The organism is Pseudomonas frederiksbergensis (assembly GCF_003732665.1).
Classification (GTDB): Bacteria; Pseudomonadota; Gammaproteobacteria; order Pseudomonadales; family Pseudomonadaceae; genus Aquipseudomonas; species Aquipseudomonas frederiksbergensis_G.
In genome coordinates this window covers 147,705-163,751 of record NZ_MOBP01000006.1, presented here as the reverse complement: position 1 = coordinate 163,751, position 16,047 = coordinate 147,705, and the positions used below count along the sequence as shown (strand labels likewise).

Annotated in this window: 12 protein-coding genes; 7 read left to right on the top strand and 5 right to left on the bottom strand. The window is 58.6% G+C overall.

The window, feature by feature from the left end; genetic code table 11:
- Window positions 1-37: 37 nt before the first annotated feature.
- On the bottom strand, window positions 38-949 hold the full coding sequence (gene kdgD, locus BK665_RS10590) for a 5-dehydro-4-deoxyglucarate dehydratase (protein WP_027924508.1): 912 nt from the start codon (window positions 947-949) through the stop codon (window positions 38-40).
- 236 nt (window positions 950-1,185) lie between these two features.
- Here kdgD and BK665_RS10585 point away from each other — a divergent pair, with 236 nt between their 5' ends.
- Window positions 1,186-2,484, top strand: coding sequence for a phospholipase (locus tag BK665_RS10585; protein ID WP_123405241.1), 1,299 nt, complete (start codon window positions 1,186-1,188; stop codon window positions 2,482-2,484).
- 15 nt (window positions 2,485-2,499) lie between these two features.
- Window positions 2,500-2,691: a hypothetical protein gene (locus tag BK665_RS10580; RefSeq protein ID WP_123405239.1), complete on the top strand. Its 192-nt coding sequence runs from the start codon at window positions 2,500-2,502 to the stop codon at window positions 2,689-2,691.
- A 160-nt stretch (window positions 2,692-2,851) separates the two neighbouring features.
- On the opposite strand, the gene BK665_RS10575 is transcribed toward BK665_RS10580, so the two are convergent.
- The 4 genes from BK665_RS10575 to BK665_RS10555 form a co-directional block, all read right to left on the bottom strand.
- Window positions 2,852-3,601, bottom strand: a complete 750-nt coding sequence (locus tag BK665_RS10575) for a FadR/GntR family transcriptional regulator (RefSeq protein WP_054616145.1) — start codon at window positions 3,599-3,601, stop codon at window positions 2,852-2,854.
- A 244-nt stretch (window positions 3,602-3,845) separates the two neighbouring features.
- Complete coding sequence (locus BK665_RS10565; RefSeq protein ID WP_123405237.1) at window positions 3,846-5,573, bottom strand: ABC transporter ATP-binding protein/permease; 1,728 nt, start codon at window positions 5,571-5,573, stop codon at window positions 3,846-3,848.
- A 97-nt stretch (window positions 5,574-5,670) separates the two neighbouring features.
- Window positions 5,671-6,231, bottom strand: a complete 561-nt coding sequence (locus tag BK665_RS10560) for a response regulator transcription factor (RefSeq protein WP_007942792.1) — start codon at window positions 6,229-6,231, stop codon at window positions 5,671-5,673.
- Window positions 6,224-7,486: an ATP-binding protein gene (locus tag BK665_RS10555; protein ID WP_123405235.1), complete on the bottom strand. Its 1,263-nt coding sequence runs from the start codon at window positions 7,484-7,486 to the stop codon at window positions 6,224-6,226. The genes BK665_RS10560 and BK665_RS10555 overlap by 8 nt, the downstream gene beginning before the upstream one ends.
- A gap of 375 nt (window positions 7,487-7,861) precedes the next feature.
- On the opposite strand from BK665_RS10555, the gene BK665_RS10550 reads away from it, so the two are divergent.
- The 5 genes from BK665_RS10550 to BK665_RS10530 all read left to right on the top strand — a co-directional run bounded on the left by BK665_RS10550 (window position 7,862) and on the right by BK665_RS10530 (window position 16,022).
- Window positions 7,862-8,581, top strand: coding sequence for an SIMPL domain-containing protein (locus BK665_RS10550; RefSeq protein ID WP_123405233.1), 720 nt, complete (start codon window positions 7,862-7,864; stop codon window positions 8,579-8,581).
- Between the two features lie 463 nt (window positions 8,582-9,044).
- Complete coding sequence (locus tag BK665_RS10545; RefSeq protein ID WP_123405231.1) at window positions 9,045-10,646, top strand: ABC transporter substrate-binding protein; 1,602 nt, start codon at window positions 9,045-9,047, stop codon at window positions 10,644-10,646.
- A gap of 259 nt (window positions 10,647-10,905) precedes the next feature.
- Entirely contained in the window at window positions 10,906-12,531 is a 1,626-nt protein-coding gene (locus tag BK665_RS10540; protein WP_123405230.1) for an ABC transporter substrate-binding protein, read from the top strand.
- 303 nt (window positions 12,532-12,834) lie between these two features.
- Window positions 12,835-14,436, top strand: coding sequence for an ABC transporter substrate-binding protein (locus tag BK665_RS10535; RefSeq protein ID WP_123405228.1), 1,602 nt, complete (start codon window positions 12,835-12,837; stop codon window positions 14,434-14,436).
- A 173-nt stretch (window positions 14,437-14,609) separates the two neighbouring features.
- Complete coding sequence (locus BK665_RS10530) at window positions 14,610-16,022, top strand: OprD family porin (protein ID WP_123405226.1); 1,413 nt, start codon at window positions 14,610-14,612, stop codon at window positions 16,020-16,022.
- The last annotated feature ends 25 nt before the right edge of the window (window positions 16,023-16,047 follow it).

The window sequence follows — 16,047 nt, the reverse complement described above, 5'->3', positions numbered from 1 at the left end:
CCGCTGATCACTCAGCGGCCTTGTTTAATCGGGTGTGTTATTGCGCACCTTGCTTGTCGATCAGCGCCGCGAGCATTTCGTACTCTTCGGCCGTCAGATCGGTCAGCGGTGCACGCACAGGACCTGCGTCATAACCGGCAATTTTTGCCCCGGCCTTGACGATGCTCACCGCGTAACCGGCCTTGCGGTTACGGATGTCCAGGTACGGCAGGAAGAAGTCGTCGATGATCTTGCCAACGGTGGCGTGATCTTCACGGGCGATGGCGTGGTAGAAATCCATCGCGGTTTTCGGGATGAAGTTGAACACCGCCGAGGAGTAAACCGGTACGCCCAGCGCCTTATAAGCAGCGGCGTAGACTTCGGCGGTCGGCAAACCACCCAGGTAGCTGAAGCGATCACCGAGGCGGCGACGGATCGACACCATCAACTCGATATCGCCCAGGCCATCCTTGTAGCCGATCAGGTTCGGGCAGCGTTCGGCCAGGCGTTCCAGCAATGGCGCGGTCAGGCGGCAGACGTTGCGGTTGTACACCACCACGCCGATTTTCACCGATTTGCACACGGCTTCAACGTGGGCGGCAACCCCGTCCTGGCTGGCTTCGGTCAGGTAGTGCGGCAGCAGCAACAGACCCTTGGCGCCCAAGCGCTCGGCTTCCTGTGCGTATTCGATGGCTTGACGGGTCGAACCGCCCACGCCGGCCAGAATCGGCACGCTGGTTTCGCAGGTGTCGACGGCAGTCTTGATGATTTCCGAGTATTCGCTGGCCGCCAGAGAGAAGAACTCACCGGTGCCGCCCGCGGCGAACAACGCCGTGGCGCCGTATGGGGCCAGCCATTCGAGACGTTTGATGTAGCCGGCGCGATGGAAATCGCCTTGAGCATTGAAGTCGGTGACCGGGAAGGACAGCAGACCGGAAGAGAGGATGGACTTCAGTTCTTGTGGATTCATTATTCGAACACCCTGGGTAGCGACGTGATGTGTGAGAAAACCGTTCAGCCTGCGCCGAAGTTGTAGGTCATCGTACAACTTAAAAAATAACCGTCAACTGCATTTCATCGCCGTGCTCAATATTTGAGTCAGCCAGGTGGTTTCTTGACGTAGGAAGATTCTCGACTAGGCTCGTTTTAGCTGTATATCCATACAGCACAATCAGAATCTACCTACGACATATCAAGGAGCCAGAAATGTCAGGTTTACACACACAACCGCAGGCATACACGAAACAGGTCATCGCCCGTTTCGATGATCTGTTTACCGAACACGGCATCGCCATTGCCGGGGATAACGATCACCTGGTGCTGCACATCGCCGAGCATCACAGCCATCAACCCTCGACACTTCCCGGCAACGCCTTGAAAGGCAAGCCTGTGCAGCGGTTCGAGGGCGGCGAACACACGGCCATTGGCGATCAAACCCTGCTGCGTTTCGTCGAGAACGCCGAACCGATCCCCGCCCACGACGTGCAACTGCACCTACCCAACGGCCTCGCCCCGACTTACGGCCAGGTGCTGGCATTGGGCGGGGATTTCTATGGCATTCCAGATCGGCCAGTGAGCGACGGCGCGACCCCGGCGGATCGCCTGAATCGCTTTATCGCTGCTTTCGACACCTTGGCGGTGTTGTCCGCCTCAAAAGTCGAAGCCGTGCAAATCCTCGCGGTGATGCAAAAAGAGATCGACGCCGTTAAACAGGCGATCAAGGACGGCAAACAGCCTCACGAAGCCTATGACGCCCTCGGTGATACGTTGTCGGAGGAGTGGAACAAGATCACCGGCGGCGGCAGTTTCGTCTCGGCGCTGTTCCCGCTGGGTCGTTACCTGAAACTGGCGGCGAACAACCCCGATCATTTCGGGGAATGGGCGCAACAGGCCTATATCGCCGGTCACACCGCTGCGCTTCAGCATGCAGCAGCGGCCCACGCCAGCCGTGATGAAAAACAGCTGGAAGTCGCCTATGCGATGAATGCCTTTGCCGATCACTTCCTCACCGACCTGTTCTCCGCCGGCCACTTGCGGGTGCCGCGCAAAGCCGTGGCAGCGGCGGTGACGCCGAGTGACCTGGGCTCGCTGATCACCCGTTTCATGCACGACGAAGACAGCAAGTTCGGCCTCAACGTGCAAAACGGCAACGGCGAGCACTGGCGTGCCTATGGCGACAAGCGTTACTTCGACGCCATCGACAACGCCAATCGTCTGCACGTCAATCAAGCGGTTCAGTTGTCGGCGGATGAAGTATTCGCGGCTTATCTCAGCGGCACGCTGGCGGTGCCCAGTAGTTTTGCGGCGTTGAAACGATTGCCGGACCTGCAAGCGGTGCTGAACCTGGCGAGCAATTTCTCGCCACTGTTTCGGGTTCAGGGCGGCAAGGTCCTGCGACGCAAGGATGTGAACAACCTCAACGACACCGCCACCGTCGACGACTGGTGGGGCTGGAGCACGTACCTGCTGCTCAAGGACTACCACCCGACCGGCAATGTGGCCTGATAAGGAGATCTGAACATGACGATTAAAGTGAAACTGGAATTGGCTTCGGGCCAATCATTGAAAGGTGCGCCGCTGGAACTGTTGTCCAAGGGTGTGTCGATTGCCCGGGCGGTTGTTGATGCTCAAGGGCTGGTGGTTTTTGAGGCCAAGGCTGGGGCTGTTGAATTGGCGGTGCGGGTGGATCGGTCGATTTTGAAGGCGAGCTGAAAGTATTGCATCAAGGCTGCCGGCCTCTTCGCGAGCAAGCCCGCTCCCACAATGGATCGTCGGTGTACACACACTTTGTGAACACCACAGATCAAATGTGGGAGCGGGCTTGCTCGCGAATGCGGTCTGTCAGGCAACAAATCACCCAACAGGAAAAAACCTAGCCCCGCTGCGCCTCTGCCTCTTCATGGGCATGGCGCAACCGCTCGCGGCTGTTGGTCAGATGCAACCGCATCGCCGCCCGCGCCGCATCGGAATCCTGGCGGGCAATGGCGTCGTAAATCTCTTCGTGCTCACGGCTCAGGCGATTCATGTAGTGCTGCTGGTCGTCATGGGCCAGGCGCGCTGAGTTGAGGCGGGTGCGCGGAATGATGCTGGTGCCCAGGTGGGTCATGATGTCGGTGAAGTAGCGGTTGCCGGTGGCCAGGGCGATTTGCAGGTGAAACTGGAAATCCGAGGCCACGGCGTCGCTGGCGTGGGAGGCGCTTTCATTCAACGCGTCCAGTGCCGCACGCATCAGGCCCAATTGCTCGGCGCTGCGACGTTGCGCGGCGAGGCCGGCGGACTCCACTTCCAGGCTGATGCGCAGTTCCAGGATCGCCAGCACGTCACGCAGAGTGACCACGGTGGCAGGGTCGATGCGGAAACCGCTCGGGCTCGGCGTATCCAGCACGAACGTGCCGATGCCGTGGCGGGTTTCCACTTGCCCCGCAGCCTGCAAGCGGGAAATCGCCTCACGCACCACGGTGCGGCTGACGCCATGGGCGTCCATGATCGCCGACTCGGTGGGCAACTTGTCGCCACGTTTGAGTTGACCGTCGCGGATCTGCTCGGACAGCACGGTCACCAGTTCCTGAGCGAGACTGCGGCGCTTGCGAGGGAGGCGAGGTGCGTCGATCGGGTTTTCCATGGTGAACGTCTGTCTCGAGAATTCGGCTGAACGCGCATCATAGCGCAAGCGGGTTGTACGATCACCGTCAGGGTTCAACACCGTTCCCCTTGTGGGAGCGGGCTTGTGTGGCGAGGGGGCTTGCCCCCGTTGGGTCGCGAAGCGGCCCCCCTCCTATTCATCAAAAGAAGGGGACTGCTGCGCAGTCCAACGGGGGCAAGCCCCCTCGCCACAAAAGCCCGCCTCATCAAGGGATTTGTGGTGTTCAGGCGGTTACGGCCTGGTCCACCAGATGGCCGTTGTCGATGCGGATATGTCTTGGATGGAAGCGTTTCAAGCTACTGCGATGGCCAACGCTGACAATGCTCAGCCCCGGCAATTCATCGATCAACGCCTGGTACAGCGACGCTTCATCCTCTTCATCCATCGCCGACGTGGCTTCGTCCATGTACAGCCATTGCGGTGCATAAAGCAGCGCCCGGGCGAAGGCCAGCCGTTGCTGCTCACCCGGCGACAACATGCGCTGCCAGTGATTAGCTTCGTCGAGGCGCGACACCAGATGCGGCAAGCGGCAGGTTTCCAACACTTCGGCGTAACGCTCAGGCGCGTAGGTGTCGCCGGGCTGTGGATAACTCAAGGCTTCACGCAAAGTGCCAATCGGCAGATACGGTTTCTGCGGCAGGAACAGGTAACGCGCCGCCGGCAACCGGATGTTGCCGTGACCCGCCGGCCACAAATGCCCCATCGCCCGCAGCAGCGTGGATTTGCCGCTGCCGGAACGCCCGCTGAGCATGACGCGCTCGCCCTGCTCCACGGTCATGTCGGCGTTGGCCAGCAAGTGACGACCATCGGCCAGGTCCAGGCCCAGGTTGTGGATTTTCAGCTCCGAACCCTGGTTCTGCACGTCGATGGCCGGTGCACGTTCTTCGTTATCGGCCATGGCCTGACGGAAGCTCAGGAGACGATCGCAAGTGGCTTTCCAGACGGCAATCGCAGCGTACGCATCGATAAACCAACTAAAGTTTTCCTGAACATTGGAAAAAGCAGAGTTGATCTGCATCAGTTCGCCCAGTTGAATCTTGCCGGCGAAGTAACGCGGCGCAGCCACCATGAAAGGGAAAATAATTGCGATCTGAGCGTAACCGGAGGTAAAGAACGTCAGGCGCTTTGTGACTCGCATCAGAGACCAGTAGTTGCTCCAGACCTTGCCAAAGCGTGCGCTTAAACGCCGGTTTTCATTAGGCTCGCCATCGTACAGCGCAATACTTTCGGCGTTCTCCCTAATCCGCACCAGAGAGAAACGCATATCGGCTTCAAAACGTTGTTGTTGGTTGTTCAGCGGGATCAGGCTGCTACCGATGATCCGTGTCAGCCAACTACCAATGGCGGCGTAAAGAAAGGCACACCAGAACATGTAGCCGGGAATGTTGATTCCGAATACTTCCAGGCTACCTGACACACCCCAGAGAATGATCGAAAACGACACCAGGCTCACCACCGTGCGGAACAACCCCAAGGTCAGGGTCAGGGTATCGCTGGTGAAGTTATTGATGTCTTCGCTCAGACGTTGGTCCGGGTTATCGGTATTACCGCCAGTTTCCAACTGGTAGTAATTCTTGTGCTCAAGCCAACGTTTGAAATGGGTCTCCGTCAGCCAGCGACGCCAACTGATCGTCAGCATCTGAGTCAAATACAGCCGATACACCGCGCCCAAAATCGCCACGGCAGCGATCCCGCAGAAATACAGGATCAGTCGCCAAAAAGCCGCGCTGTCCTTCTCTTGCAGAGCATTGTAAAAATCTTTGTACCAACTGTTGATCCACACCGAAATCGCGACGCTGAACAGCGACAGTGCGATCACGGCAATCAACAACGTCCAGGCCTTGGCCTTCTCTTCGCTGCGCCAATACGGCGAGGCCATTTCCCAGACCCTGCGGAAAAACTGCCCGCGCACCGCATCATTGACCGCGGAATATTCAGCGTTCTGATTCATGGATAAGGCTCGATAGAGAAAAGAACACACACGAACCGATCATAGATGATCGGTTCGGTTCCCCGCGAGGAGCGGCCTGCATTCATTCAGCGCAGGTTCAGCGACGAACGGGACGCTTCTGCAGTTTGCGCTGCAGGGTGCGGCGGTGCATGCCCAGGGCGCGGGCCGTGGCGGAGATGTTGCCTTCGTGCTCGGTCAACACCCGCTGGATGTGCTCCCATTGCAGGCGGTCCACGGACATCGGGTTTTCCGGCACCAGGGTGTCGAGGTCGGCGTGCTCGGACAGCAGCGCCGCCAGCACATCGTCGGCGTCCGCCGGTTTGCACAGGTAATTGCAGGCGCCGCGCTTGATCGCCTCGACGGCGGTGGCGATGCTCGAATAACCGGTGAGGATCACCACGCGCATTTCCGGGTCGAGTTCGAGCAGTTTGGGCAGCAGCACCAGGCCGGAATCGCCGTCCATTTTCAGGTCGAGCGCGGCGTAGTCCGGCAGGTCGGCCTGGGCGATGGTCAGGCCTTCTTCGGCGGAACCGGCGGTGCTGACGCGAAAACCACGGCGGGCCATGGCACGGGCCATCACGCGGGTGAAGGTGGCGTCATCGTCTACCAACAGCAAATGCGGCAGTTCTTCGCCTTCTACTTGGATCTCGTCACTCATGTTCGTCTCCTCGGGCGACACGGGGCAGGCGCAGCTCGGTAAGCGTGCCACCTTCCTCATGACTGTAGAGTTTCACTGAGCCGCCGGCGCGTGTCACGCTGGCCTTGCTCAAAAACAGGCCCAGGCCGAAACCTTTGCCCTTGGTGGTAAAAAACGGTTTGCCGATTTGCTCGGCGATGGCCAGCGGCACACCGGCGCCGTGGTCGCGGATGCTGATGGTCAAGTCCTCGGGATTCCAGTCCAGGGTCACTTGCAGCCCTTCGGGGCAGGCGTCGGCGGCGTTGTTGAGCAAATTCAGCAGCGCCTGGGTCAGGTCCGGCGGCGGCGCCATGCGCGGCACGGTGCCTTGGCCAAGACGCTGGAAGCGGTAACTGGCCTCCGGGCGCATCAGGTGCCAGCGGTTCAGGGCTTCGTCGAGCCAATCGGTGACGTCCTGCATCTCCACCGCCAAACGGCGATTGGCTTCGGCGGCGCGCACCAGTTGCTGCAAGGTCTCTTTGCAGAGTTTGACCTGATCCTGCAGCACCTTCAGATCATCCTGCAGCATCGGGTCTGGATGATCCTGCTGCATCTCTTTGAGCAGCACGCTCATGGTCGCCAATGGCGTGCCCAACTCATGAGCAGCACCGGCGGCTTGCGTGGCCACGGCCAGCAATTGCTGATCGCGCAGGCCTTCTTCACGGCGAATGGCGCGCAGTTCTTCCTGACGACGGAGTTCTTCTGCCATGCGTGCGGCGAAGAAGGTGATCACGGCGGCAGCGAGGGCGAAACTCAACCACATCCCGTAAACCTGCAGGTTTTCCCGGGCAATCGGGAACGTTTGCAGCGGGTAGAACCGCGCCAACAGCAAGGTGTACATGGCCAGGGCGATGCCGGACAGAATCAGCGAAAAGCGCCACGGCAAGGTCACGGCGGCGATGGTCAGCGGCACCAGATAATAAGAGACGAAGGGGTTGGTCGAACCGCCGGAGAAATACAGCAAGGCACTGTGGATAAACAGGTCACAGGCCAGTTGCACGGCGTATTCGAGTTCAGTGACCGGCCACGAGGTGCGCAGGCGAATGGCGGTGAAGGCACACAGCAGCATCGAACAGCCGAGGGTCATTGCCAGTTGAAACCAGGGCAATGGCAGCAAATCGAACCAGTAGGCCAGCCCCACAGAACCGGCCTGGGCGGCGAGTACCAAAGTGCGGATGAACGTCAGCCGCCAGAGATTCTGGCGAGTCGCGGAAGTGATTTGAACGGGGGCGAGCATGAGCTCTCCTGATGAGCGCTCCAGGCGGATCGCACGGAGTATAACCAAGCACGGGGGCCGGCAGGCAAAAGTGCGGCAAACGGCCACATGCCCCACAAACCGTCTGTGACGAATTACCCTTGTGGCGAGGGGGCTTGCCCCCGTTCGGCTGCGAAGCAGTCGCAGATCGGCTGACGCAGTTTTGATGATGCATCGCGATGGTTGGGTTCAGGCCTGCTTCGCAGTCCAACGGGGGCAAGCTCCCTCGCCACAAGGTCACCTGCCATTCATCTGTATAGAAGTTGTAACTGGGCGAACCGGATCATTAAAGCTAGAGTCTGATGGTTTCACGCAGGCTCGGACCTTAACCCCTGCGCCCCTTCCAAGGAGCTTTTCATGCACACAATGCGCCGCAGCGCCGCCCTCCTCGCCCTCAGCGTTGGCACCGTCGCCAGCCTCCCGGCCCTGGCCGCCGACGAACTTCACTACAACCAGATTGCCCTGCGCGCCGAAGTCAGCCAGGAAGTGGCCCGCGACCTGATGATCGTGACCCTCTACACCGAAGAACAGAACACCGACCCGGCCAAGCTCGCCGCCGACGTCAGCACCACCATGAACAAGGCCCTGGCCCAGGCCAAGCAAGTCAAAGACATCACCCTGCGCCAAGGCAGCCGCAACAGCTACCCGATCTACGACACCAAGGGCCAGAAAATCACCGGCTGGCGTGAACGCGCCGAACTGCGCCTGGAAAGCTCGGACTTCGCCGCCCTGTCGAAACTGACCGGCGAACTGCTCACCGACCTGAAAATGGGCGGCATGGACTTCGCCATCGCCACACCAACGCGCAAGGCCAGCGAAGACGCGTTGCTTAAGGATGCCGTGACCGCGTTCAAGGCCCGTGCGCAACTGGCCACCGATGCGTTGGGCGGCAAGGGCTACAAAATCGTCAACCTGAACCTGAACAGCAACGGTTATCCACAACCCTTCATGCGCGCGCCGATGATGATGAAAGCGGCGGGCATGGACTCGGCACCGGTGACGCCAGAAGTTGAGGCCGGCACCAGCCAGGTCAGCATGACCGCGGATGGCTCGATTGAAGTATTGATGACGCCTTGATTCGATAGCCCGTACATGAAAGCGGCGATCACTTGAGTGATCGCCGTTTTTTTATGGCCCGGATTTAGTGGTGATTGGTCTGACGCCTTCGCGAGCAAGCCCGCTCCCACAAGGGGTTCATGGTCGCTTACATATTCTGTGCCCGGCACAAATCCACTGTGGGAGCGGGCTTGCTCGCGATAGCGGTGGGTCAGGCAACAGGGATTTTGAATGTACCGCCCTCTTCGCGAGCAGGCTCGCTCCCACAGGAGTTCATGGTGTTCACACATTTTGTGCCCGGCACAAATCCAGTGTGGGAGCGGGCTTGCTCGCGAAGGCGATGGGTCAGTCGCAGTGTTATTTAATATTTCACTAGATGTATGCCCGGATAGAGGGGTCCACCTCAAAAAACGATATTTCCGCCCAACCGGTCAACAACGCTACTCTCAGGGGTATACCGCTACCCAAATTCCCCGGGGACTCCATGGAACGAACCACCGTCAAACCGCTTCTGCTCGCCCTCGCCTTAGCCACTGCTGCGCCATTCGCCCAAGCCGCCACGACCCTGGTCTATTGCTCCGAAGCCAGCCCCGCCGGTTTCGACCCCAGTCAGTACACCAGCGGCACTGATTTTGACGCTTCGGCCGAGACGGTTTTCAACCGACTGACCCAGTTCAAGCGCGGTGGCACCGAAGTCGAGCCCGGTCTGGCGACGAGTTGGGAGGTGAGCAAGGACGGCTTGAGCTACACCTTTCACCTGCGCGACGGCGTGAAATTCCATACCACCGACTATTTCACCCCGACCCGGGACTTCAACGCCGACGACGTGCTGTTCACCTTCCAGCGCCTGCTCGACCCGGAGAATGCGTTCCGCAAGGCCTACCCCGCCGAGTCGCCGTACTTCACGGATATGGACCTGAACAAAACGATCAAGAGCGTCGACAAGATCGACGAACACACCGTGCGTTTCAGCCTGAACAACATCGACGCCGCGTTCGTGCAGAACCTGGCCATGAGTTTCGCCTCGGTGCAATCCGCCGAGTACGGCGCGCAGCTTTTAAAGGAAGGCAAAGCCGCGGACATCAATCAGAAGCCGGTCGGCACCGGGCCGTTTGTGTTCAAGCACTACCAGAAGGACTCGCAGATTCGTTACACCGGCAACCCGGCGTACTGGAAACCCGAGGATGTGAAAATCGATAACCTGGTGTTCTCGATCACCCCGGACGCCGCCGTCCGTTTGCAGAAACTCAAGGCTGGCGAATGCCAGGTCAGCGGTTACCCGCGCCCGGCCGATATCGAAGTGATGGAGAAAGACCCGAACCTGACGGTGCTCAAGCAGGCCGGGTTCAACCTGGGTTTTCTCGCCTATAACGTGACCCACCCACCGCTGGACCAGCTCAAGGTCCGTCAGGCCCTGGACATGGCTATCGACAAACCGGCGATCATCAAAGCCGTCTACCAAAGTGCCGGCCAACTGGCGCAAAACGCCTTGCCGCCCGCGCAATGGTCGTATGACCCGAACATCAAGGATGCGCCCTACGACCCGACCAAGGCCAAGGCGCTACTGAAAGAAGCAGGGGTTGCGCCGGGTACGACCATTAATTTGTGGGCCATGACCGTGCAACGCGCCTCCAACCCGAATGCGCGGATGTCGGCGCAGATGATCCAACAGGATTGGGAGAAGGTCGGGATCAAGGCCAACATCGTCAGCTATGAATGGGGCGAGTACATCAAGCGCGCCAAGAACGGCGACCACGACGCCATGATCTACGGCTGGACCGGCGACAACGGCGACCCGGATAACTGGCTTGGTGTGCTGTACAGCTGCGCAGCCGTGAAAGGAAGCAACTACGCTAAGTGGTGCGATCCGGCTTACGACAAACTGGTCCAGCAAGCCAAGGTTTCCACCGACCGTGATGAACGGGTCAAGCTCTACCAGCAGGCGCAGAAAATCCTCAAGCAGCAGGTGCCGATCACCCCGATTGCCAACTCGACGGTGTTCCAGCCTTTGCGCAAGGAAGTCACTGACTTCAAGATCAGTCCGTTTGGCCTCACGCCCTTCTATGGCGTGGGTATAAATAAGTAACACCGCGCTCCAACCGGGTGCGCCATACGCCCCGGTTGCCCCTTCGTGGGGCGCCGTTTGCACCGTAAAAAACGTGCGCAAACGGTCAAATGCGTCAATATTTATACATATGCGACATTAAGGTACGTTCGTGCCACTGTTTAAGACTTGTGGCCGTTCTGGATCTTGCAATGGGTATGGCCCCTGCATAAGTATCCGCAGGCACGACTCACGAGGTCGTCCTCTAATTCCAAAAATGACAACAAATCATGAGGCCACCATGCTTAAACACGCGGTCATTCCGTTTTTAGTCGGCGCCAGCTTATTAGCTGCCGCACCTTTCGCCCAAGCGGCGACTAACCTGGTGTTTTGCTCCGAAGGGAGCCCGGCCGGTTTTGATCCTGGTCAGTACACCACCGGAACCGACTTCGACGCCTCTGCAGAAACCATGTTCAACCGTTTGACCCAGTTCGAACGGGGCGGCACCGCTGTCATTCCTGGTTTGGCGACCAGCTGGGATATTTCCCCGGACGTGAAGGAATACACTTTTCACCTGCGTGAAGGTGTGAAGTTCCATACCACTCCGTATTTCACCCCGACTCGCAATTTCAACGCTGATGACGTGCTGTTCACCTTTAATCGCATGATTAGCAAGGATGATCCGTTCCGCAAAGCGTACCCGACCGAATTCCCGTACTTCACCGACATGGGGATGGACACCAACATCGCCAAGATCGAGAAGATCGACGAGCACACGGTCAAATTTGTCCTGAACACCGTTGACGCCGCATTCATCCAGAACATGGCGATGAGCTTCGCTTCCATCCAGTCCGCCGAGTACGCCGCCAAGCTGCTCAAGGAAGGCAAGCCGGGCGACATTAACCAGAAGCCTATCGGCACTGGTCCGTTCGTGTTCAAGAGCTACCAGAAAGACTCCAACATCCGCTACACCGGGAACAAGGACTACTGGAAACCTGAAGACGTGAAGATCGACAACCTGATCTTCGCTATCACCACCGACCCGTCGGTGCGCATTCAGAAGCTGAAGAAAAACGAATGCCAGGTCACCCTCTTCCCTCGTCCAGCCGACCTCAAGGCACTGGGTGAAGACAAAGAGCTGAAACTGCCGAACCAGGCCGGTTTCAACCTGGGCTACATCGCTTACAACGTCATGCCTGTGCTCAAAGGCCAGACCACTCCAAACCCGTTGGCTGACCTCAAGGTCCGTCAGGCGCTGGACATGGCTGTGAATAAGCCACAGATCATCGACTCGGTTTACCAGGGCGCCGGCCAGCTGGCCGTCAACGCCATGCCACCGACCCAATGGTCCTACGACACCACCATCAAAGATGCCAAGTACGACCCTGAGAAAGCCAAAGAGCTGCTCAAGGAAGCTGGCGTCAAGGAAGGCACCCAGATCACTCTGTGGGCCATGCCGGTTCAGCGTCCGTACAACCCGAACGCCAAACTGATGGCTGAAATGCTGCAGTCCGACTGGAAGAAAATCGGTCTGAACGTCAACATCGTCAGCTACGAATGGGGCGAGTACATCAAGCGTTCCAAAGGTGGCGAGAACCAGGCGATGATCATCGGCTGGAGCGGCGACAATGGGGACCCGGACAACTGGCTCGGCACCCTGTTCGGCTGCGACGCGCTGAACGGCAACAACTTCTCCAAGTGGTGCGACAAGCCTTACGACGCATTGATCAAGCAAGCCAAGGCAACGCCTGACCAAGCCAAACGCGTTGAGCTGTACAAACAGGCGCAACACATCCTCAAAGATGCAGTTCCAATGACACCTATCGCGCACTCGACGGTGTATCAACCCATGCGCAACACCGTGCAGGACTTCAAGATCAGCCCATTCGGCTTGAACTCCTTCTACGGCGTCAGCGTTAGCAAATAAGATTTTGGCAGCGGCGACGTGTTTAACGTCGCCGCTGCTTTTATCTGCCGGAAAAGTAGGAATTTACTGACAGTCAAAGCCGCTGCGTACCACAGCAGAGGTTTCGGACGCGTCGGCTTTTCCTACAAAGGGCTCAGACTTTTCGTATTTACTGCCGGACCCATGGCTCATACCGTCGGGATCTGACCAGTACATACGTGGGCCCACGGTTTGCGAAGCGTCATGGTTTGAGATCAATGAAGCCTCTACGTCCCTGGACGGGACGGCGGCTCATTGTTAAACACTAAAAAAGTAGGGAGCGTTATGCGCCATACCTTGGTTTTATCCGCATTGCTGGGCACCGGCCTGTTGGCCGCCACTTCCATCAGCCAGGCCGCCAACAACAGCCTGGTCTTCTGCTCTGAAGGCAGCCCCGCCGGTTTCGACACGGCGCAGTACACCACTGCGACCGATAACGACGCCGCCGAGCCGCTGTACAACCGACTGGCAGAGTTTGAAAAAGGCGCGACCAATGTCGTACCGGGCCTGGCCACCACGTGGGATATTTCCGAAGACGGCCTCACCTACACCTTTCACCTGCGCGAAGGGGTGAAGTTCCACACCACGCCTTACTTCACGCCAACCCGCGATTTCAACGCCGATGACGTGCTGTTCACGTTCAATCGCATGCTCGATCCACAGCAACCTTTCCGTAAGGCTTATCCGACGGAGTTCCCTTACTTCAACGGGATGAGCCTGAACAAGAACATCGCCAAGGTCGAGAAGACCGGGCCGCTGACCGTGGTCATGACGCTCAATAGCGTGGACGCCGCGTTCATCCAGAACATCGCCATGAGCTTCGCCGCCATCCTGTCCGCCGAATACGCCGACAAACTGCTGGCCGAGGGCAAGCCGAGCGACATCAACCAGAAGCCGATCGGCACCGGGCCGTTCGTGTTCAAGAGCTACCAGAAAGATTCCAACATCCGCTACAGCGGCAACAAGCAGTACTGGGACCCGAGCCGGGTCAAGCTCGACAACCTGATTTTCGCCATCAACACCGACGCTTCGGTGCGGGTGCAGAAACTCAAGGCCAACGAATGCCAGATCACCCTGCATCCGCGCCCGGCTGATGTAACCGCCCTGAAGAACGACCCGAAACTCAAGCTGATCGAGAAGCCGGGGTTCAACCTCGGCTACATCGCCTATAACGTGCGGCACAAGCCGTTCGACCAGCTCGAAGTGCGTCAGGCGCTGGACATGGCCGTCAACAAGCAAAGCATTCTCAACGCCGTGTACCAGGGCGCCGGGCAGTTGGCGGTCAACGCCATGCCGCCGACCCAGTGGTCCTACGACGAAACCATTAAAGACGCCGCCTACAACCCGGAAAAAGCCAAGGAATTGCTCAAGGCTGCCGGCGTGAAGGAAGGCACCGAAATCACCCTCTGGGCCATGCCGGTCCAGCGCCCGTACAACCCCAACGCCAAGTTGATGGCTGAAATGCTCCAGGCGGATTGGGCGAAAATCGGCCTCAAGGTCAAGATCGTCAGCTACGAATGGGGCGAGTACATCAAGCGCACCAAGAATGGCGAGCACGACGTCAGCCTGATCGGCTGGACCGGTGACAACGGGGACCCGGACAACTGGCTGGGCACGCTGTATAGCTGCGACGCCATTGGCGGCAACAACTACTCCATGTGGTGTGATCCGGCTTACGACAAGCTGGTCAAGCAGGCCAAGGTCGTCACCGACCGTGACCAGCGCACCGTGCTTTACAAACAGGCACAACAATTGCTCAAGCAGCAAGTGCCGATCACGCCTATTGCTCACTCGACGGTCAACCAGCCGTTAAGCGCCAAAATCGAAGGGTTCAAGGTGAGCCCTTTTGGCCGCAACGTGTTCTCGGGTGTCAGCATAGAAAAATAACCGAAAAGCCGAACAACGCTGAGGACGGATTCCGTCCTCACGCAAGCGTATTGCCTTAATTCGCCAATCAGGCCTACAGCAAACGTTTGCGATGCGCGCAATGAGTTCAAACCAAATAGCCGGATCACCAAAAAAGACCGGCATTAAAAAAAAGAAAGAAAGGAGCTTCACCCATGAAACTGAGCAGCACCGCGATCTTGGCCTTGGCCATCAGCAGCATCACCGCCACGGCGTACGCGGAATCCCAGAGCCAGGAATACACCCCGGTTACGGTCAATACTTCCAGCGCCCAAGCCGATGCAACCGGCTTCCTCGAAGGCTCGACGATCAAAGGCACCACCCGTAACTGGTACGCCAACGAGCAACTGAAACGCGGCAGTACTTTCACCTACCGCAAAGACGGTGTAGCAACGCCGACTGATCGCCGGATCAACTGGGTTCAGGGCACCATCGTCAACTTCAGCTCCGGTTTCACTCAGGGCACCGTGGGTGTCAGCACTGAATTGGCGGTCTACAACGCCGTCGCACTGGACCGTGATCGCAAGGACCTGGCGTCCAACAATGGTGGCGCACCGGGTTCCCGTCCTGGCGCGGGCAACAACCGTACCCTGACCACCGAAGGCGGCGACGCTCAAGGTCAGTGGAGCAAACTGGGCCTGGCCAACGTCAAGTTCCGTGTGTCCAACACCACCCTGACCGCCGGTCGCCAGAACTTCAGCACCCCGATCGTCGACAACATCGGCAACCGTCCGCTGCCGTCGAGTTTTCAAGGTGTAAGCCTTCACAGCGAAGAGCTGAACAACCTGTCGTTCGACGCCGGCACGTTCGACCGCGTATCCCCGCGTACCGAAGAAAGCCTGTCGAAATTCCGCTCCGAATACACCAACAACGGCGCTGAAACCGACCACGTCAACATCGTCGGCCTGAACTACCAGCCGCTGAAAAGCCTGAAGACCAGCCTCTACGCTTCCCAGGTTGAAGACTTCTGGAACCAGTACTACTTCGGCGCCACCCATGAACTGGGCGACAGCTCGGTCCTGAGCCTGACCACCGGCCTGAACTACTACAAAACCGTCGATGCCGGCAAAAAAGAAATGGGCGAAATCGACAACGACACCTACTCCCTGTCGTTCGGCCTGACGCACCAGGCCCACAGCCTGACCTTCTCGTACCAGGAAGTGAACGGTAACGAGTACTTCGACTACCTGCACGAAACCAACGGCATCTACCTGGCCAACTCCCTGCTGTCCGACTTCAACGGCCCGAACGAAAAATCGTTCCAGATCGCTTACGGTCTGAACATGGCTGAATACGGCGTGCCAGGCCTGAAGTTCAACATCTACCAGGCTCGCGGCTGGGGCATCGACGGTACTCACTACACCGGCACCGCCTACGACGTGCGCAACATGGACGGCGAACACCATTACGAATACGGCATCGGCAGTTCGTACGCCGTGCAGAGCGGTCCGCTGAAAGCGACCACTATCCGCGCGACCTACACCACTCACCGCGCCAGCGAAAACCAGGCGGATGGCAGCATCAACGAGTTCCGTCTCGTGACCACCATCCCGTTCAACATCCTGTAAAAAACACCCGCCGACGGCTGACTCA

Excerpts from the sequence above, each read along its gene's own strand:
- kdgD (WP_027924508.1), bottom strand. The coding sequence starts at position 949 with ATGAATCCACAAGAACTGAAGTCCATCCTCTCTTCCGGTCTGCTGTCC.
- BK665_RS10585 (WP_123405241.1), top strand. The coding sequence starts at position 1,186 with ATGTCAGGTTTACACACACAACCGCAGGCATACACGAAACAGGTCATC.
- BK665_RS10580 (WP_123405239.1), top strand. The coding sequence starts at position 2,500 with ATGACGATTAAAGTGAAACTGGAATTGGCTTCGGGCCAATCATTGAAA.
- BK665_RS10575 (WP_054616145.1), bottom strand. The coding sequence starts at position 3,601 with ATGGAAAACCCGATCGACGCACCTCGCCTCCCTCGCAAGCGCCGCAGT.
- BK665_RS10565 (WP_123405237.1), bottom strand. The coding sequence starts at position 5,573 with ATGAATCAGAACGCTGAATATTCCGCGGTCAATGATGCGGTGCGCGGG.
- BK665_RS10560 (WP_007942792.1), bottom strand. The coding sequence starts at position 6,231 with ATGAGTGACGAGATCCAAGTAGAAGGCGAAGAACTGCCGCATTTGCTG.
- BK665_RS10555 (WP_123405235.1), bottom strand. The coding sequence starts at position 7,486 with ATGCTCGCCCCCGTTCAAATCACTTCCGCGACTCGCCAGAATCTCTGG.
- BK665_RS10550 (WP_123405233.1), top strand. The coding sequence starts at position 7,862 with ATGCACACAATGCGCCGCAGCGCCGCCCTCCTCGCCCTCAGCGTTGGC.
- BK665_RS10545 (WP_123405231.1), top strand. The coding sequence starts at position 9,045 with ATGGAACGAACCACCGTCAAACCGCTTCTGCTCGCCCTCGCCTTAGCC.
- BK665_RS10540 (WP_123405230.1), top strand. The coding sequence starts at position 10,906 with ATGCTTAAACACGCGGTCATTCCGTTTTTAGTCGGCGCCAGCTTATTA.
- BK665_RS10535 (WP_123405228.1), top strand. The coding sequence starts at position 12,835 with ATGCGCCATACCTTGGTTTTATCCGCATTGCTGGGCACCGGCCTGTTG.
- BK665_RS10530 (WP_123405226.1), top strand. The coding sequence starts at position 14,610 with ATGAAACTGAGCAGCACCGCGATCTTGGCCTTGGCCATCAGCAGCATC.